The following is a 17,805-nucleotide window of genomic DNA, read 5'->3' as shown; positions in this document are numbered from 1 at the left end:
GTTCTCCTATTGCTTTTCAATCTTGTAGCCGACACCCCAGACTACCTTTAAATAGCGGGGCTCCCGCGGATTGATCTCGATTTTCTCACGGATATGGCGGATGTGAACGGCTACGGTATTATCCGCGCCGATGGCTTCTTCATTCCAGATCTGCTCATAGATCTCGTCAATGGAGAACACCTTTCCGGCATTTTTAACGAGGAGCAGCAGAATGTTATATTCAATGGGAGTCAGCTTGATGAGATCCCCATCAACGGTAACTTCCTTGTTATCATCATTAATTGCCAGACCACCGCATTTATATACCTGGCCGGCAGTCTGCTGGTTCATATTGCCCAGCTGGGTATAGCGGCGCAGCTGGGATTTGACTCTTGCGACCAGTTCCAGGGGATTGAACGGCTTTGTAATGTAGTCATCCGCGCCGATGTTGAGTCCCAGGATCTTATCGGTGTCTTCTGACTTTGCGGACAGGATGATAATAGGAATGCTGCTGGTCTCCCGAACCTTTAACGTGGTTCTGATTCCGTCCAGACCCGGCATCATCACATCCACGATCATTAAATCCACCTGATTATTCTCCAGCAGATCCAGGGCTTCATAGCCGTCATATGCTTTTATCACATTAAAACCTTCTCCGGTCAAATAGATATCTATGGCTTCCACAATCTGTTTATCATCATCACAAACTAATATACTCTGCATGTCAAAACCTCCTTTTCCATTATTATACAACGGGCAGGATAAAATTCACATTACTTTTTTCTGAAGAATCAGGGACAAAACATTTATAAATAGTAGAAAGTACAGATTATATAAGTAATATAGCAGGAGTCTTTCCGCTACAATAAAAAGAAAAAGGATTGATACAATGGGAAAAAACAGAATCTATAGTTTGAGGAGACAGAAAAAAATTCCCCAGGCATTATTGGGAGATTTACTGGGAGTCAGTCAGCAGACCGTCAGTAAGATAGAATCACAGCCGATTCCAGATATCTCATCGGAGCTGCTCTGCCGGATTGCCGACTACTTCGGTGTTACGGCCGATTATTTAATGGAGCGTTCGGAACAGTCCTGTGATTTTAATTTCGCCGACATGGATCCGAGAGAGATCGGGGATTGCCTGACTCCGGATGATAAGAAAATGTGGCTGGAAATGGGGATCCGGCTGGCGGGAAACGAATTTATGGCAAAGCATAAGAAAAAAAGCGGGAAATAATGCCTGGCGGCGGTCAGGGAGCCTGGGACACACTGACTTCACTGGACAGCTCCCTGAATGCTTTGGGCGATAACCCGGTATCCCTTTTAAACAGATGGTAGAAATGGCTGGTGTTGTCAAAACCCACCTCCTCACAGATCTGTAAAATGGACCGGTTGGTATATTCAAGAGCAAGTTTTGCATTGGCGATGCGGATGTCATTGATAAATTCAGTCGGCGTCTTATTTAAATGCTTTTTAAAGACCCGGCACAGGTATTCAGGACTCTTCTGAGAGATGCGGTAGAGGGCGTTTAAGCCTTCCTGGTAATTCTGCTGTTTCTGCATCTCCAGCGCAAGTAGCCCCAGCCACGTTGGAATGTCGTGGGACAGCTTTAAGTTATAGGAAAGAAAATAGCTGGTAAGGAGATTGACGGTGGCGGCCCTCAAAAGAGTATTAAACCGGACGATGTTGAGTTCGTGCGCAATGGCCAGCTGCTCGAAGGAGGGCAGTAAGTTGTTTAATTCCGCGGGGAGAAGCTGGCGGAAGGGAGGCATCTCGTTCTCCATCAGCTGGTCCGCGTTGCATCCGGTACCAAGAAAAGAAAAACACGAGTCCATGGTGCCTCTGGAAACCAGCAGATTATAAAAACAGAAATCGGAAGACGGATTCTGGAAGCTGTGTATGTCCTTTGGGCGGATGAAGACTAAGGCTCCGGTGTTTACTATCTTTTTCTTGTCATTAATGTGATGTGTGGCGCTTCCCGCGCCGACCAGGAAGAATTCATAATAATTATGGTTATGGGAACGGGTGTCGGCATCCTGAAATGCGATTTTTGTGCAGATCCCGTCTTCGCCTGAGAAGAGCCAGTCCTGCTCTCTGTAAAATTCAATTTTCATCTCTCGGCTCCTTTCGTGTCTACTGGATTACCAGTCTGCGTTTTCTGATATGGGAAATCGTTTAATAAGAGATCATTATGAGATATAGGCCTTCGCGTTATGCGCAGGGCTTTTTTTATGTAATTGGAAATTGCTCCTATTACATAAAAAGCCCTCCGGGCAGGATGCGCACTCTTTATTCTGTCATGGGGAGGTCATTCTTACGGTTTCTATGTATGTCAATATAGCACAATAAATAGGGAAAGGCAAGACAAGACAGCGTCCTTTTTTTATGGTACATTTATGCTATCAAAATTACTTGAAAACAAGGGAAATAAATAAAATGTCTATAAAAAGTGCATTTCTTTCTAAGAATACCGGAGGGAAATACACGGTCTGTCAAGTGCGCTCAAAAAGCAAGAGATGGAAGAAAGTGGATAATTTATTACAATGAAGGAGGCAGTTATGAATCATTTTAAGGTGGCCAGCCCCAGAACAAATCTGGAAGTGGAAATTTCATTTACGAAGGCGTACCGAAGGATCCTGAAGCAGTGGCGGGGGAATAAATACAAGATTGAAGCAGAGTGTATGAAGGCCATGTATCCAGCCATCCTCCACCCGATTGAGGAGCAGGATGTTCTGGCGGGGCGCCATGAGTTCGGACCGGTAGGATTCGGAATTCAGCATCAGACCGGGGGCTTCGGATTCTATATCCACGAGGACGAGGTGGTAAAGGAGCTGGAGAACGGAGTCGGAAGCCTGAAATATCGTGAAGACTTAAATGATATGCTGGTATTCTGGAAAAAAGAAAACACGGACCGCTATGTGATGGAGCACATGCCGGAACACTTAAAAAAGGCTCTGATATCTGACCAGTGGGATAAGCTTCCCATGCCGGCCTGCCCGATTCTCCGAATGGCGGGCTGCTACCTGGACTTTGACAAACTGGTGCTTAAGGGAATTCCGGGGATGGTGGAGGAGCTGTCGGAATCAATGGAGAGGAGTGGGCTTAAGGAAGAACAGATTCAGTTTCTGGCGGCTTCTATCGAGATGTTTGATCTCCTGAAAGAGATGCTTCATTACTACGAGGAGCAGGCCGGTGAAATGGCCGAAAGAGCAGAGGGAAAACGGAAAGAAGAGCTGCAAAAGCTTAAGGAGGCGCTCTTCCAGAATCAGCGAAGGAAGCCGGAGTCCTATCTGGAGGCGGTCCAGCTGGTATGGATGTACTGCCTTATGACGCCTATCATTGATATTGGAAGATGTGATGTGTTCTTTGGTGATCTTTACTGCCATGACATAGACAATGGGATTCTGACCGAGGAGGAAGCGCTTAAGATTACCCAAAACTTCTTTCAGCTGGTTGACCATCTGGATTGTGAGACAGACGGCCGCGTGATCGTAGGCGGATATGGCCGGCGCAATCCGGAGACGGGGGACCGTTACAGCCTGCTGGCTATTGAGGCGTGCAGAACCGTAAAAGAGGTTCTTCCGCAGTTCACACTCCGGTTTTATAAAGACACGCCCGAATCGGTGATGAAGGCCGCGATTCGCTGTATTTTAGAGGGAAGAACATACCCGCTTCTCTATAATGACGACGTGATCGTGCCAGGAGTCATGAGTACGTACGGTGTGTCGAGGGAGATGGCCGAACACTATATTATGCTTGGATGCGGAGAATATGAGTTTGAGCACTACAGTGTGGCAACGCCGAGCGGATCTCTCAACGCCGCAAAAATCATGGAACTGACCGTAAACGGAGGATGGGATCCGGTAGGGGGCTGGGCAATCGGTCCCAGGACGCCAAAGCTTTCCGAATGCGGAAGTTTCGAGGAGTTTTACCGTTACTATCAGGAGCATGCGAAATATTATATAGAGGCCCAGGCGGAATTTGAGGCGTATGAATATGAGATTACAGGCGCCAGGCACCCATTTCTGATGGCATCCGTTCTTTATGACGGCTGCATCAAAAAAGGAAAAGCACTTTTTGAGGGAGGCTGTGAGTATCTGGCGGGAACGCTGGAGTTCTATGGCGCGGTCGATGCGGCAGACAGTCTGTGTGCGGTTAAAAAACTGATCTTCGATGAAAAACGGATGACAGCGGAAGAGATGATGGAGGCGCTTGCCGATAACTTTTTAGACTATCCGGCTGCCAGAAAAATGATGCTGGAAGCTCCGAAATACGGCGTGGATCATGAGGAAGCAGATGCATTTTTCGTAGAATTACAGGACTTCTTTAATGAGACGGCAAAGGCCCAGGCAGACCGGGTCGGACTAAAGAGTTACTTGCCGGTTTACATAAATAATGCACAGAATACCACGCTGGCGAGATGGGTGGGAGCTACGCCGAACGGCAGAAAGTCCGGGTGCGCGACAGCCAACGCCAATAACCCGGAATCGGTGGTAGAGACGAAGGGATTGACCTCCATGATTAACAGTCTGCTGAAGCCCTCTCACATAAATCACGCTGGGATGGTACAGAATTTTCGATTCACGAAGGAGCTGTTGGAGCAATCAGAGGATAAGGTGATCGCCGCCATGAAAGATTACTTTGACAGAGGCGGATGTCAGGCGATGATTACCGTAATCGGAAAGGATGATTTGAAAAATGCGATGGAACGCCCCGAGGAGTACGGCGATCTGATCGTGAGGGTCGGCGGTTTTTCGGCAAGATTCGTCATGCTGGAAAAGGATGTCCAGAAGGAGATCTATGAACGGGCCAGCTACTGAGAAAAAAATGGGGGAAATATTTGATTTGCAGCATTTCTGCCTGGATGACGGTCCTGGAATTCGTACCACTGTGTTTTTAAAGGGCTGCCCGCTTCGCTGTATCTGGTGTCATAACCCGGAATCCTACGAGAAAAGGGATACCATCTCGTACAATGAAAGCAAATGTTCGGGATGCGGCGCGTGCGTGGAGGTCTGTCCTCAGAAGGCGCACCGGATTGTGACAGGATTGCACCGGTTTGAGAGAGAGGCATGCACCAGATGCGGGGCATGTACGGAGGTCTGCTGTTATGGGGCGCTGAAGAAAATCGGCAGAACTGTGACCGCGGAAGAGGTAATCGCCGAGGTTAAGAAAGACAGGACGTTTTATGAGAAGCCGGGACCTGGCGGAATCACCATTTCCGGAGGGGAACCGTTATTCCAGCCGTATTTTCTGAGGGAACTGTTGCAGGCGGCCAAGGATGAGGGCATTCATACGTGTCTGGAGACATCAGGCTTCTGTGTCGCTGAACCGTTAAATGCGGTCATTCCTCTCACGGACTTATTCCTGTTTGATCTGAAAGGGGAGAGGGCGGCGTATCCACACTTAACTGGTGTCAGGGCGGAGGAAATATACCAAAATCTGGATATTCTTCTTGAAAAGAAGTGTCATGTGGTAATCCGGGTTCCGCTGATCCCGGGAATAAATGATACGGAGACCTTTTTCGGCGAATTGGCAAAGCTCTACCGCCGTCAGCCGGGAATTGAGGCATTTGAAATCATGCCGTATCACGGCATGGGAGCCTCAAAGGCGGTACAGGCCGCCGTTGTACAGGGGCTGGGTAAACAGCCTGACGCGACAGAAGATGAGAAAAAGGCATGGCTGGCCGCACTGAAAGGCTTGGGGCTGCCTGCGTTTATCAATTATTTTAAAAACAAATAGCACAAAATGTGCGAGGAAGGGAGCAACAGATATGAAGAAGGTATTGAGTTTGGGGATGGCAGTGGTGTTGACACTCAGTCTTACGGCCTGTGGAGGCAGGACGGAAAGCAAAGAGACAACTGCAACGCAGGCACAGGGACAGACAGAGTCCGTTCAGAGTGGAAAGGAGACGACGCAGGCCGCCTCCAATGTGGAGCTGGTAGCGACCAGATGGTCCGGAGGACAGTCTGATGATCAGAAGGAGCTTGTAAAGGGGTATACGGCTTCTGAGATTGTGATTGACGATGTGGCGTACGATAAGTTAAAGGAAAAGGAAACGCTTAGTATGCAGAAGAGCGGAGGCGGAGATTACGACCTGATCTATGTAGCGGAAGTATGGTGCCCGGATTACGCATCGAATGGCTGGCTTCTTCCTTTAAATGACTACATTGAAAAATATAATGTGGATTTAAGCATGTATAACCAGAGCCTCCTGGACACCATGACAGTAGATGGAAAAATCATGTCGCTTCCGACATTTACGCAGACGTCCATCCTGGCATATGACGAGACTGCCATGCAGCGGTACGGCGGAGAGGTTCCGAAGACCTTCGACGAGCTGATTGCATGCGCCAAATGGTTTAAGGAAAATGAGGGAACCGGAATTGCAGTTCCGGCCATGCAGGGACAGGCGGCAGTCGATTTATTTGGTGCGATCCTCTACTCCTGCGGCGGAGAGTTTATAAAGGATGGTAAGGCTGATTTGGGAAGTGATGAGGCAGCACAGGCAATTACCATCTGGCAGGAACTCTGTAAGTATGCTATGGACGGAGCTTCTACGTGGCATGTGGACGACGTGGGGCAGGCAATGAAGGATGGCGTGGCTCCTATCAGCATCAGCCTGTCGGGCAACTGCTCCGCATACTTAGATCCGGAGCAGTCGGCTGTGGCTGAAACCGTAAAATTCGCCGGTATGCCTGGAGTCGGAGACAAGGATTATGTGGGAACCGCCAATTTCTGGGGATGGTCTGTAGCGGCAAACAGTGAAAATCCGGATGAAGCATTCCAGGCGGCCGTATGGCTGACGAGCCCGGAACAGGAAAAGTCAGCGTCTCTGGCAAACGGATCGATCTCCGCGCTGCCGGAGCTGGCCGAAGATCAGGAAGTACTGGAAAAAATTCCGTATCTGCCCGCAGTCACAGAGGCCCTTGCGCACGCCAGGATTCTGCCTACAGCAGGAGATTCCTCCACCATGCTGACCGGCTTACAGGCAGTTTTATCAGAGATTGCCACTGATCCGGACACCGATTCGGCTGCGTTAATCAAGTCTTATAACGAGTCCTGCAAAGATTATCAGTTTGGCAGGTAGTGATAAAGGGGATGGGAGGTAAAGTAACAATGAAGCGGAGAAGAAATATACTGGAACAAGGGGATTTACTGCCCGTCCTCCTTCTTCTGCCCAGTATTCTGGTAGTGTTTGTGGTGATGTTCATTCCTCTTTTGTACGGCGTGTTCATGAGTTTTTACAACTATCATATGGGCAGTATTGATCTCAAAGAGGATTTCATAAGCATCAGCAATTATGTCAGGCTGTTTAAAGACAAGGTCTTCTTAAAAGCGGTCGGGAATACGCTGTATTTCACAGCCGCCGCCATTGCCGGGGATTTAATACTCGGTACGGTGATCGCAGTGTGGCTTCAGAGCCTTACGGGCCGGTTAAAGAGTATTCTCCGTCCCATCTGCACCATGCCGCTCCTGGTCTCGCCCATTATCATCGGTCTGATCTGGAAATACATGTTTAATATCAACGGCGGACTCATCTACTGGGTTCTGGGGCTGTTTGGAATCACCTCCAAACAGTTCCCGGGCCTTGCGGGAACGTCCACAGCCATGCTCTGCGCTGTCATTGCACATTGCTGGCAGGTTATTCCCTTTGTTATCGTGGTGCTCAGCTCCGGTTTGCTCAGCATACCGGGCGAGTATTATGAGGCGGCGGAAATGGACGGAGCCGGATTTATACAGAAATTTTTTCATATATCCCTTCCGGGTCTGATTCCGGTTTATATGGTCATCCTCCTGTTTAACGGAGTGGATGCCATCAAGGTGTTTGATATCATCTATGCATTGACCGGCGGCGGTCCGAATAACTCCACCATGTCGCTCAGCCTCTATGCGTATAAAATTGGGTTTGATACCTTTGATATGGGATATGCGATGACGATATCCAATGCCAGCATGATCCTTTCCTTTCTGGTATTTGGCATTATCTTTATCCGGTATAATGCAAAAGCGCATAAGGAGGGACAGCAGTGATGAAAAAATCAGCGATTGTATGCGGAAAAGCGCTGTTCGGCCTGCTTGTGGTGCTTACGGTAGTCTTCCCGATCTATATGATAGTGAGCAATTCCTTTAAGCCAACGCTGTTGATCAGGAAAATGCCGCCGCAGTTTTTCTTTCACCCGACTCTTCAGCATTATGTGAAGATCTTTAAGCAGGGAAACTTCCTGTCGTATTTTGGCAACTCGTTTATCATTGCCATGTCGACAACGGTTATCAGTATTGTGCTGGGAAGCCTCGCGGCATATGGGCTGGCAATCATGAAATCCAACTGGGGGAACCGTATTTCCACGTTTCTGCTGTTTTCCAAGCTGGTGCCGACGATTACCATTATGATCCCTCTCTATATTATTCTGGACAAGGTGCATCTTCTGGGGACCTACATGGGGCCCATACTGGCCCATGTGTCGGTAAACGCGCCGTTTGTGGCCTGGCTGGTGCTCGGATTTATCCGGGATATTCCGGGAGACTTATTTGAGGCCGGGAAGCTGGACGGCTGTACGAGAATGCAGGTATTCTGGAAGATTGTATTTCCTCTTCTCTCACCGGCGATTGGATCCGCACTTTTACTGGTCATGCAGTATTCCTGGAACGAACTGCTGTTTTCCATGCAGTACACAAATCTCCACACGTATACGCTTACGGTGGGTGTATCCAGGTTCGTAGGGGCGATTTCGGTAGACTGGGGACAGTCCAGCGCGGCGGCTACCATTGTCATGGTGCCGATTATTATCGCGGGCTTCTTCCTTCAGAAGTATCTCGTCAGCGGGCTGACGGCCGGTGCGGTTAAGGGATGAGTATAAAATAATATTACAGCAAAGAAAGAATGAACAATGGAGGTACAGGACGTGTATTTTGGAGCGCAGTATTACAGGCCGCCATTCCCGGACCGGACGTGTTGGGAGCGCGATTTTTTAAATATGAAGCAGCTGGGATTTCGTGTGGTAAAGCTTTGGGCGGTATGGAACGATATTGAGCGGGAACCGGATCATTTTGTGTTTGATGATCTGGACCGACTGACAGAGTTTGCCGGAAAGAACGGTCTGAAGGTGATTATTAATACGATACCGGAAGGGGCGCCGTACTGGCTGTATGAGGCATACCCGGACTGTCTGTACGAGACTGTGGAAGGAAAGAAAATTACCATGGGGGGGCCTGCGAACCTTCCGACAGGGGGATGGCCGGGACTCTGTATGGATAATCCGGAAGTTTCGGATCTGGTGTGTAATTTTATATTCCGTACAGCAGAGCATTACCGTGACAACAGCAGTGTGATCATCCTTGATGTGTGGAATGAACCGCACCTGGAGCCGATGTTCGATTATAAGAATGAGCTCCTCTGTGCCTGCAGAGCGTCGAAACGGGCGTTCCGGGACTGGCTGAAGGTTAGGTATGGATCGCTGGAGCGTCTAAACGAGGCGTGGTTCCGTCGGTATTCCGACTGGGAGGAGATCGTTCCTCCGCCGCGGTTTGGGACATATACGGATATGATGGACTGGAGGCGGTTCTGGTTATATAATCTGGCCGAATGGCTGAAACGGCGTGTGGACGCGGCGAGACGCGGCGCACCAGGCAAGTTGATTCAGACTCACAGTGCCAGCGCGGATTATATGGGGGCTTCCAGTAACGGCGCGCTGGGTATAGAACTGTCCGATGAATTCCTGCTCGCCCGCGAGGTGGACGTGTTCGGGCTGTCCAGCTTTCCGAAGTGGCTGATGGGAGAGACGAAGCGGGACTACGATCTTTCTCATCTGCTTCAGTCAGAAATCATCTGTGCGGCCTCCCGGGAAAAGGATTTCTACCAGGCAGAGCTTCAGGGCGGGGCCGGCGTACCGGGATTTCTGGCTCATAAGGTCCCAAAGAGAGAGGATATCCGTATCTGGAACTGGAATACCATTGCGGCTGGGGGAAAAGGCGTGGTGTACTGGCAGTACGCTCCGGAGCCTGCGGGAATGGAATCTCCCGGATTTGGCCTGACAGGCTTTAACGGAGAAAACACGGAGAGAAGTCTGGAAGCGGGCCGCTGCGCCAGGCTCTTCGAAGCATATGAGCTGGACCGAAGCAGGCCGGTTCCGGCTATAAATGGCATCTACCTCTCCAGAAATGCGGACTTACTGCTCTTTGCAGCAGGCGCCCAGGAAGAGAAATATGCACACAGTATCTATGGTGTCTTTAAGTCCTGCGCCGAAGGGGGAATACCTGTGAGATTTGTCCATAGCGACTATATGGATTCCGTATGGGAAGAGGGCCTGCGGGTTCTGTATGTTCCCATGTCGCTTTCCCTGTCTGACGAAGAGCAGAGCAGAATCCTTGAGTTTGCCGGTATGGGCGGCCGCGTGGTTTTGGAGGCGGCCGCAGGCCTCTATTCGGAGATGGGGGAGATATCTGCGGGTGGATCAAGCTCTCCATGTCCCATGCTGGAAGCCGCTTTTGGGGCGGAGGAGATATCTCTGGACGCTGGAGACGGAGAGCTTCCGGTGATGGATAAAGAGGGCGCTGTCCTGTGTGAAGGCCTGTATTACAGGCAGACGATGAAGGCAGCCCGGGGGGAAGTGACCGGCTGGTTTGAAGACGGAACTCCTGCTATGGCTGAGGTGGAATATGGAAAAGGGGAAATACGGTGGACCGGAACATTTCCAGGGGCAGCAGTAAAGGATGCGGGGAGCCGCGCAGCGGCTGAATTTATACAAAAGCAGTTCAAAGCGGAAGGCTATTCTCTGTTTTCTGTACTGGAGGCGCCGGATCTGATCGTCAGACTGCTCCAGACGGAGAACGGACCGGTTATGGCAGTTGTAAACCAGACACCGGAGAGCAGACCTCTCTTTGCCAGGGAACAGACAGGGAAGGAGTGGAGCCTGGAGGTCCCCGGATATGACGGAGTGCTGTTTAGATTAGATACAGGGGAGTAACCATAGATGGGAAAACGAATAGGGATCGTAGGTACCGGGTTTATTGCGATGAAACATTTGGCTGCGTTCAAGGCGCAGAAGAAAGCGGAGATTGTGGGCATGTGTACCTACTCCAATATGGAAAAACTGCATGCCATCTGTGAGGAACACCAGATTATCCCGTTTGCCAGTATGGATGAAATGCTGGAAAAGGGAGAACTGGATGCGGTGGTTCTCTGCAGCGTGACTGCCTGCCACTATCAGGAAATATTAAAGGCCGCCGCTGCCGGGGTCTCCATGCTGGTGGAAAAGCCCGTGGTAGGTGAGGCTGAACAGTATCAGCGCGTCAGGCGAGCCATCGAACAGAACCGGGTCATGCTTTTTCCAGGACATAATTTCATGTACCGGAGGCCCCTTTCGCAGATGAAAAAACTGCTTGACGAGAAGGCGTTGGGAACAATACTCCAGTCCTCTTTCTTCTCAGCGCAGCTTCTGGATACCTCGGGAACAGAGAACTGGAGAAGGCAGAAGGAGCTGTCCTGCGGAGGTGCGTTAATCGACAGCGGACACCACCTGATTTACCAGATGCTGTATCTTCTGGGCGTGCCGGCGCGGCTTCAGGCGTTTACGGCTAATCTGCGTTTGCATGATCTGGATGGCGAAGATACCGCTCAGCTCAATATGCAGATGACGGATGGCTCGCTCTGCGTCATAACAGAGAGTTGGGCATCTGAAGCGGCAGACCAGTTAAACGGGATACGAATACTGGGGACCGATGGGGAGATGCATTTGACGGATGCGCTCTATGTAAATGGGGAAAGACTCTGTGACGCAGAGCCGTACGACCAGACATTTGTTAATCAGGCGCAGGCATTTCTGGACTGCCTGGATGGTACGGGAAAACCGTTGTCGACACTGGAGGATTCCGAGCATACGCTTCAGATTATACGGGCGGCCTACCGGAGCTCGGCAGAGGGAAGTGTTTACAGAACGAAATGGTATAAGTAACAAATATAAAAAGTAAAGCATATAGCTTGAAAGCTGCTGCAAAAGCGGACGAAGGATCGTCTGTGGAACGGCAGCTTTTTTGTCAAATGAAAACAACGGGATCACAGGATAACGTGTTTCCCCTCTGCGGCATATATTGTAGTAATACTGATAAAAGGATGCTGACATGCAGATATATGTTGTAAAAAGCGGAGATAATGTAGATTCCATAGCCGCAGAAGCCGGAATTCCCGTGAGTACGCTTCTGTGGGACAATCAGATTGCATATCCATATCGCCTGGCCGTGGGTCAGGCGCTTTTACTAGATAATGAAAGAAACGGAAGAATGAAGAGCCCTCTGCACGTAAACGGCTACGCGTATCCATTTATTAACCCGGATACTTTGGACTGGACGCTTCCTTATCTGACGGATCTATCTGTCTTCTCCTATGGATTTACGACGGATGGGGACCTGATTCCGCCCATGGCTGACGACAGCTGGATGGTAAATGTGGCGTCGGCAAACGGCGTGCGGCCCGTCCTGACGCTGACGCCTCTGGGTGAGGACGGAAAATTCAACAATAATCTTGTGACAGCACTGGTAAATAATCCCGATGTTCAGAAAAATCTTATCTGGGAGCTGGGGCGCACGATGACGCAGAAAGGCTACGGCGGAGTTGATATTGATTTTGAATACGTGCTGGCGGAGGACCGGGTGAAATATGCAGAATTTGTAAAGCTGGTGAGACAGGTGATGAACCTGTTCGGCTATCAGGTGAGCGTTGCACTGGCTCCCAAGACGGCCAGAGACCAGAGAGGGCTGCTCTACGAAGGAATCGATTACCGCCTGCTCGGAGAGGCGGCCAACCGGGTTTTGCTGATGACGTATGAATGGGGATACACATATGGCCCGCCCATGGCCGTGGCCCCGATCAATATGGTCAGACGTGTAGTAGAGTACGCCCTGACGGAAATACCAGCGGAAAAGATCAGCCTGGGAATTCCCAACTACGGCTATGACTGGCCGCTTCCCTACGAGCGTGGGGTGACAAAGGCGGAGACAATCAATAACCTACAGGCCGTTGAAATTGCCATTGATCACGGTGTGCCTATACAGTTTGATGAGACGGCAATGACGCCGTATTTCCGGTACTGGCAGTCTGGCGTTCAGCATGAAGTATGGTTTGAAGACGTTCGAAGCCTGAAGGCCAAATTTGATCTGATAAAAGAATTTGACTTATCAGGCGCCGGCTACTGGCAGATCATGAACTTTTTCCGGGCAAACTGGCTGCTGCTCGCCGATATGTTTGAGATAAATAAAGTAAAAAAATAACTATTTTCTGTTATCATCTTCAATAACTCCTGAATCGTGGTATAATTATGGCAGAGTAATGAGTGTAACGTTTATTTTCATATCTGTTTAGGAGGGATTTTATGATGAAAAAAGGAAAATGCATTGCGGTATTGCTGCTCACGGCAGTAATAGCAATGGCACCGGTAAACGCGTACGGTATTGAGACAACGGGGGAGTATTTTGAGATCAGTTCAGAGGAGGCGGGAGCCTTCTTATACGATGGGACGACTGTCATGGCGGGGACTGACGGGGAAATGATTCTAACTAAATCTGAGAGTGGCTGGGTGCGCCGTGCCACAATCAGAACCACCGACATGAACGTCATAACAGCGGAGATTGTTCTGAATGAGGAAGGGCTCAATACAATTCGGTACCATGCAAAAAACGCCGGAATGGCCCAGTTAATTGTTGTAGTACCCAGCGGAGCCGCCGTGAACATGGGAACCTTTTATGTTATGGACGCCAGGGAAGATGGGACCATAGACGGAGGATGGATACAGGAAAATGACCAGTGGAAATATAAGAAGGGCGATGGAAGCTTTGTAAGCAGCGCCTGGCTGATGGATAAGGGAAAACGTTATTATTTTGGAGAAGATGGTGTTATGGCTGTAAATCAGTGGCTGAAAGGCTGGTTCTGCTGGTATTACGCCGGACCGGATGGGGCCATGATGACCAATACTGTCACGCCTGACGGGTATGAACTGGACGATACAGGGGCGTACTATGATCCGACATTGAGCGATTAAGAAAACAGGGAGAACGAGGCGATGATATCAGCCCCGTTTTCCCTGCCTATTTACTTTCGTTCTTAATCTCTTTCTTCAATCTCTTTCTTCAGCATTTCTGTAAATTCATCCAGTGTCATGGTGACATTTTCACCGGAATCGCGGTAACGGACTGCCACCGTATGATTCTCCTCCTCCTTCGCTCCTGCCACCAGCATATACGGAACCTTCTCAAGCTGTGCCTCGCGGATTTTGTAGCCGATCTTTTCAGGGCGTTCATCGATCTCACAGCGGATGTGGTTCTTCTTTAAGGCATCGTATACATTTTTTGCATATGCCGCATTCTTGTCGGAGATTGGGAGCACCTTTACCTGAACAGGAGCCAGCCATGCCGGGAATTTTCCTGCATAATGTTCGATCAGAATGCCGATGAAACGCTCAATGGAGCCCAGCAGTACTCTGTGAATCATGATTGGGCGGTGTTTCTCGCCATCCGCACCTGTATATTCTGCCTCAAACCGCAGTGGAAGCTGGAAATCAAGCTGTATGGTACCGCACTGCCAGGTGCGGCCTAAGGAGTCCTCTAAGTGGAAGTCGATCTTCGGACCGTAGAAGGCGCCGTCGCCTTCGTTGATGATATAGTCGTATCCCATCTCATCCAGCGCTTCTCTTAAGCTGTTTGTCGCCATCTCCCAATCCTCGTCGCTGCCCATACTGTCTTCCGGGCGGGTGGAAAGTTCGACGTGGTATTTAAAGCCAAACATATTGTAGACCTCGTCGATGAGGCGTACCACGCCTTTGATTTCATCGGTGATCTGATCCGGTGTCATGTAGATATGGGCGTCGTCCTGTGTGAAGCAGCGAACCCGCATAAGGCCGTGGAGCGCGCCGGATTTTTCGTGGCGGTGTACCAGACCGAGTTCTCCCATGCGCAGCGGCAGATCACGGTAGGAACGCGGCTGGGATTTGTAAACCAGCATACTGCCTGGGCAGTTCATGGGTTTGATTGCAAATTCCGTATCGTCAATGGTTGTAGTATACATGTTTTCTTTGTAATGATCCCAATGGCCGGAAGTCTCCCACAGAGAGCGGTTTAACATGATGGGAGTAGCGATTTCCACGTATCCCTCGCGCTCATGGATCTCACGCCAGAAGTTTGTCAGCGCATTTTTTAACACCATGCCCTTCGGCAGGAAAAATGGAAATCCCGGGCCTTCGTCCATGATTGTAAACAGACCCAGTTCTTTTCCCAGTTTCCGGTGATCACGTTTTTTCGCTTCCTCAATTCTGGTTAAATATGCCTCTAAATCGGAGGCCTTGGGGAACGATGTGCCATAGATTCTGGTCAGCATCTTATTGTGCTCGTCACCGCGCCAGTAAGCGCCGGCGATGGATGTCAGCTTAAATGCCTTCACAGGACCAGTAGTCATTAAATGCGGCCCCGCACAGAGGTCGGTATATTCGCCCTGACGGTAAAAGCTGATGGTTTCTTCTTCCGGAAGATCCTCGATAAGCTCAACCTTGTAAGGCTCATCCTTCTCCTTCATGAGGGCGATGGCTTCCTCACGCGGAAGCGTAAAATACTCCAGTTTTAAGTCTTCTTTGACAATCTTCTTCATTTCCGCTTCCAAAGCTTCTAAGTTCTCCGGAGAAAATGGTTCCGGGCGGTCGAAGTCATAGTAAAATCCGTCGGCGATAGACGGCCCGATGGCCAGCTTAGTCTCCGGAAACAGCCTTTTGACGGCCTGTGCCAGAATGTGGGAAGTGGTATGGTGGAAGGCCGCCCTGCCGCCTTCGTCTTCAAAGGTCAGGATCGTAAGCCCGCAGTCTCCGGATACAATGGTACGCAGATCCGCCGGGGTTCCATTGATCTCCGCGGCGCACGCCTTTTTTGCCAGGCCGGCGCTTAAGGATGCCGCAATCTCATAGACGGACAGCGGGCTGTCAAATTCTTTTACTTCTCCATTTTTTAAAGTTACTTTCATGATGATCCTCCTTATACTCTGAGAGTTATGATGCTTTTTCGTGAGACGTGATTGTTTCAATCCACATTTGTTTATTCCCGCGGGCAACGAGCCAAACGGACACGCTGGCGCGTCCATTTGGCGACTGCGGCGGGGTTTTTGACTGTTGAAAAGAACAAAAAACACCCCTGGACAGAATAATCCTGTCCAAGGGTGCATGAATGTCGGATGCACGGTTCCACCTTGATTTTTCACTCGTGTCCAAACGTGAGACACTGCTTCCTTAACGCAGAAGATACGCCGCCATTGGTTTGACGGTGCTCGGGAGTGGTGTTCGCCATTCTGTACGGAAAACGGCTTTCAGCAGGTATGCCGTTTTTCTCTGTCTCGCATCAGAGTGTGTTTGAAAATTCATTCCTGCCATCTGCACGCCTCATTTCGCGGGAGATCTGCCCCGAATTCACTTAACGTAGCCCACTACGCCGCGTTCATTCGGAACAGAGCTCCCACAAAATGCGATGTACATCTGACAGAAAGCAATTTTCAAACACGCTCTAAGAATGGGTACTGGTTCCGTCATTGCAGTTCGATTTGCTCTTATGATTCTTAGGTTATACCTTTCTTTTTTGTTTGTCAAGAGAAAATTTATCCATTGCAATTTTGATTCGTTTCTGTTATATTCATCTGTTATACAATAGATCCGTATAACAGAAAGGCAGGACGTCTGTTCATGTTTTTATATCAGATAAAGAACGAAGCAATCGCAATACTCGGCTGCAGAAGCTATGACGGCCTGGTCGAGATTCCTGAGACAATAGATGGAAAACCGGTGACAGAGCTGGCGGCATACGCATTTTCCGAGGGATGGGGACGGCGGGAAATGTTAAAGGCAGCGGGAAAAATTCTGCTGGCCGACGCCGAAGGGAATGCACAAAACGGAATGGATGCGGGGAGGAATGCCTCCAGTCCCGAGGCTGTCGAGCTGCCGCCGGTGGCATGCTGCGGCCACTTAAAGGAAATCATTCTTCCGCGGACGATTAAAAAAATCGGCAACTACGCATTCTATAACTGTTTTGAACTGAATACGATCCGGTGCTATAGCACGATTGAAGATGTAGGGTCCGGCCTGTTTACCGGTTGTGCCAGCATCAAATATATGGATATTCACATAATTCCAGGCCGCCGTTCCTGTTTTAAGGAACTGATATCAGAATTGAGACAGGAACTTTATGTAAACTATTATACAGAATCGGAATTAAACTCACCACCTGCAAAATCAGCTCTCCAGGCAAAACTGGTATTCCCGGAAATGTTTGAGGAATCCGTGGAAAATACACCCGCCCGCATCATCATGCGGGAAATGCATGGATGCGGCCACATGTACCGCTACTGTTTCGAGCAGACAGAATTCCGTTTTTCCAAATACGATGCGCTGTTTCCCCATATCAAAGTTCAGGAGCCGGAGCGGGTCGTCTGCTCCCTTGTTATGGGGCGGCTTAAGTATCCTTTGGAATTGATGGAACCGCATCGAGGGGCGTATGAGGAGTATCTGAGGGAACACATGGGTGGGGCCGCGGAATGTGCACTGGCAGCGGGAGACACGGAAACTTATTCCTGGCTGGCGGTCCATTATGCGGACCGGAAGGAAACGCTGGATGAGATGATTGAACTGGCCGGCCGGGAAGGTGAGACGGAGATACTGAGCGGCCTGATGGATCTGCGCCACCGGCGTTTCCCGGCAAAAAAACGGACATTTTCGCTGTAGGCATGTAAAGCAGGGAAATGACAGAAAGAAAACAATAAAGCAACAAAACAATAAAGCAATAAAACAATAAATCAATAAATCAATAAAA

16 protein-coding genes are annotated in these 17,805 nt (G+C 49.7%); 12 read left to right on the top strand and 4 right to left on the bottom strand.

Annotated elements, in window-relative coordinates; translation table 11 throughout:
• Positions 1–6 precede the first annotated feature (6 nt).
• Positions 7–702, bottom strand: a complete 696-nt coding sequence (locus M1L66_RS33040; protein ID WP_187024691.1) for a response regulator transcription factor — start codon at positions 700–702, stop codon at positions 7–9.
• 166 nt (positions 703–868) lie between these two features.
• On the opposite strand from M1L66_RS33040, the gene M1L66_RS33035 reads away from it, so the two are divergent.
• Positions 869–1,216, top strand: a complete 348-nt coding sequence (locus M1L66_RS33035; RefSeq protein WP_002605316.1) for a helix-turn-helix domain-containing protein — start codon at positions 869–871, stop codon at positions 1,214–1,216.
• Between the two features lie 13 nt (positions 1,217–1,229).
• Here M1L66_RS33035 and M1L66_RS33030 read toward each other — a convergent pair whose 3' ends face one another.
• Complete coding sequence (locus M1L66_RS33030) at positions 1,230–2,093, bottom strand: helix-turn-helix domain-containing protein (RefSeq protein WP_187024690.1); 864 nt, start codon at positions 2,091–2,093, stop codon at positions 1,230–1,232.
• Between the two features lie 444 nt (positions 2,094–2,537).
• Between M1L66_RS33030 and M1L66_RS33025 the strand changes: the two genes are divergently transcribed.
• The 9 genes from M1L66_RS33025 to M1L66_RS32985 all read left to right on the top strand — a co-directional run bounded on the left by M1L66_RS33025 (position 2,538) and on the right by M1L66_RS32985 (position 14,009).
• Positions 2,538–4,799, top strand: a complete 2,262-nt coding sequence (locus tag M1L66_RS33025; protein ID WP_434689959.1) for a pyruvate formate lyase family protein — start codon at positions 2,538–2,540, stop codon at positions 4,797–4,799.
• Positions 4,780–5,718 carry a glycyl-radical enzyme activating protein gene (locus M1L66_RS33020; protein WP_434689956.1) on the top strand — a complete coding sequence of 313 codons (939 nt, stop codon included), beginning with the start codon at positions 4,780–4,782 and terminating at the stop codon, positions 5,716–5,718. Before M1L66_RS33025 ends, M1L66_RS33020 begins: the two co-directional genes overlap by 20 nt.
• A 31-nt stretch (positions 5,719–5,749) precedes the next feature.
• Complete coding sequence (locus M1L66_RS33015; RefSeq protein ID WP_434689954.1) at positions 5,750–7,066, top strand: ABC transporter substrate-binding protein; 1,317 nt, start codon at positions 5,750–5,752, stop codon at positions 7,064–7,066.
• A 29-nt stretch (positions 7,067–7,095) separates the two neighbouring features.
• On the top strand, positions 7,096–8,010 hold the full coding sequence (locus tag M1L66_RS33010) for a carbohydrate ABC transporter permease (RefSeq protein ID WP_025531745.1): 915 nt from the start codon (positions 7,096–7,098) through the stop codon (positions 8,008–8,010).
• On the top strand, positions 8,010–8,831 hold the full coding sequence (locus tag M1L66_RS33005) for a carbohydrate ABC transporter permease (RefSeq protein ID WP_434689951.1): 822 nt from the start codon (positions 8,010–8,012) through the stop codon (positions 8,829–8,831). The genes M1L66_RS33010 and M1L66_RS33005 overlap by 1 nt, the downstream gene beginning before the upstream one ends.
• Before the next feature lie 51 nt (positions 8,832–8,882).
• Positions 8,883–10,943 (top strand): beta-galactosidase, encoded by a 2,061-nt coding sequence (locus M1L66_RS33000; RefSeq protein WP_434689948.1) that lies wholly within the window; start codon positions 8,883–8,885, stop codon positions 10,941–10,943.
• A 6-nt stretch (positions 10,944–10,949) separates the two neighbouring features.
• Positions 10,950–11,930, top strand: a complete 981-nt coding sequence (locus tag M1L66_RS32995; protein ID WP_187024685.1) for a Gfo/Idh/MocA family protein — start codon at positions 10,950–10,952, stop codon at positions 11,928–11,930.
• A 166-nt stretch (positions 11,931–12,096) separates the two neighbouring features.
• Positions 12,097–13,242, top strand: a complete 1,146-nt coding sequence (locus M1L66_RS32990; RefSeq protein ID WP_434689945.1) for a glycosyl hydrolase family 18 protein — start codon at positions 12,097–12,099, stop codon at positions 13,240–13,242.
• A gap of 101 nt (positions 13,243–13,343) precedes the next feature.
• A complete protein-coding gene (locus M1L66_RS32985) occupies positions 13,344–14,009 on the top strand; it encodes a hypothetical protein (protein WP_434689942.1) in 666 nt (221 codons plus the stop codon).
• 62 nt (positions 14,010–14,071) lie between these two features.
• On the opposite strand, the gene thrS is transcribed toward M1L66_RS32985, so the two are convergent.
• A complete protein-coding gene (thrS, locus tag M1L66_RS32980; protein ID WP_434689941.1) occupies positions 14,072–15,973 on the bottom strand; it encodes a threonine--tRNA ligase in 1,902 nt (633 codons plus the stop codon).
• A gap of 262 nt (positions 15,974–16,235) precedes the next feature.
• On the bottom strand, positions 16,236–16,367 hold the full coding sequence (locus M1L66_RS32975) for a hypothetical protein (RefSeq protein ID WP_432764208.1): 132 nt from the start codon (positions 16,365–16,367) through the stop codon (positions 16,236–16,238).
• On the opposite strand from M1L66_RS32975, the gene M1L66_RS32970 reads away from it, so the two are divergent.
• Positions 16,350–16,562, top strand: a complete 213-nt coding sequence (locus M1L66_RS32970; RefSeq protein ID WP_349769008.1) for a DUF6783 domain-containing protein — start codon at positions 16,350–16,352, stop codon at positions 16,560–16,562. The two genes, M1L66_RS32975 and M1L66_RS32970, sit on opposite strands and share 18 nt — an antisense overlap.
• Before the next feature lie 120 nt (positions 16,563–16,682).
• Complete coding sequence (locus tag M1L66_RS32965) at positions 16,683–17,717, top strand: leucine-rich repeat domain-containing protein (protein ID WP_434689939.1); 1,035 nt, start codon at positions 16,683–16,685, stop codon at positions 17,715–17,717.
• The last annotated feature ends 88 nt before the right edge of the window (positions 17,718–17,805 follow it).

The organism is Hungatella sp. SB206, from assembly GCF_051132295.1.
Lineage (GTDB): Bacteria > Bacillota > Clostridia > Lachnospirales > Lachnospiraceae > Hungatella > Hungatella effluvii.
The sequence above is the reverse complement of the archived record's forward strand: the minus strand, read 5'-3'. Positions and strand labels throughout refer to the sequence as shown.

Bases quoted from the DNA above. Each gene is read 5' to 3' on its own strand.
- M1L66_RS32985 (WP_434689942.1), top strand. From the start codon at position 13,344: ATGATGAAAAAAGGAAAATGCATTGCGGTATTGCTGCTCACGGCAGTA.
- M1L66_RS33005 (WP_434689951.1), top strand. From the start codon at position 8,010: ATGAAAAAATCAGCGATTGTATGCGGAAAAGCGCTGTTCGGCCTGCTT.
- M1L66_RS33015 (WP_434689954.1), top strand. From the start codon at position 5,750: ATGAAGAAGGTATTGAGTTTGGGGATGGCAGTGGTGTTGACACTCAGT.
- M1L66_RS33035 (WP_002605316.1), top strand. From the start codon at position 869: ATGGGAAAAAACAGAATCTATAGTTTGAGGAGACAGAAAAAAATTCCC.
- M1L66_RS32965 (WP_434689939.1), top strand. From the start codon at position 16,683: ATGTTTTTATATCAGATAAAGAACGAAGCAATCGCAATACTCGGCTGC.
- M1L66_RS32995 (WP_187024685.1), top strand. From the start codon at position 10,950: ATGGGAAAACGAATAGGGATCGTAGGTACCGGGTTTATTGCGATGAAA.
- M1L66_RS33010 (WP_025531745.1), top strand. From the start codon at position 7,096: ATGAAGCGGAGAAGAAATATACTGGAACAAGGGGATTTACTGCCCGTC.
- M1L66_RS33040 (WP_187024691.1), bottom strand. From the start codon at position 702: ATGCAGAGTATATTAGTTTGTGATGATGATAAACAGATTGTGGAAGCC.
- M1L66_RS33025 (WP_434689959.1), top strand. From the start codon at position 2,538: ATGAATCATTTTAAGGTGGCCAGCCCCAGAACAAATCTGGAAGTGGAA.
- M1L66_RS32975 (WP_432764208.1), bottom strand. From the start codon at position 16,367: ATGAATTTTCAAACACACTCTGATGCGAGACAGAGAAAAACGGCATAC.
- M1L66_RS32990 (WP_434689945.1), top strand. From the start codon at position 12,097: ATGCAGATATATGTTGTAAAAAGCGGAGATAATGTAGATTCCATAGCC.
- thrS (WP_434689941.1), bottom strand. From the start codon at position 15,973: ATGAAAGTAACTTTAAAAAATGGAGAAGTAAAAGAATTTGACAGCCCG.
- M1L66_RS33030 (WP_187024690.1), bottom strand. From the start codon at position 2,093: ATGAAAATTGAATTTTACAGAGAGCAGGACTGGCTCTTCTCAGGCGAA.
- M1L66_RS33020 (WP_434689956.1), top strand. From the start codon at position 4,780: ATGAACGGGCCAGCTACTGAGAAAAAAATGGGGGAAATATTTGATTTG.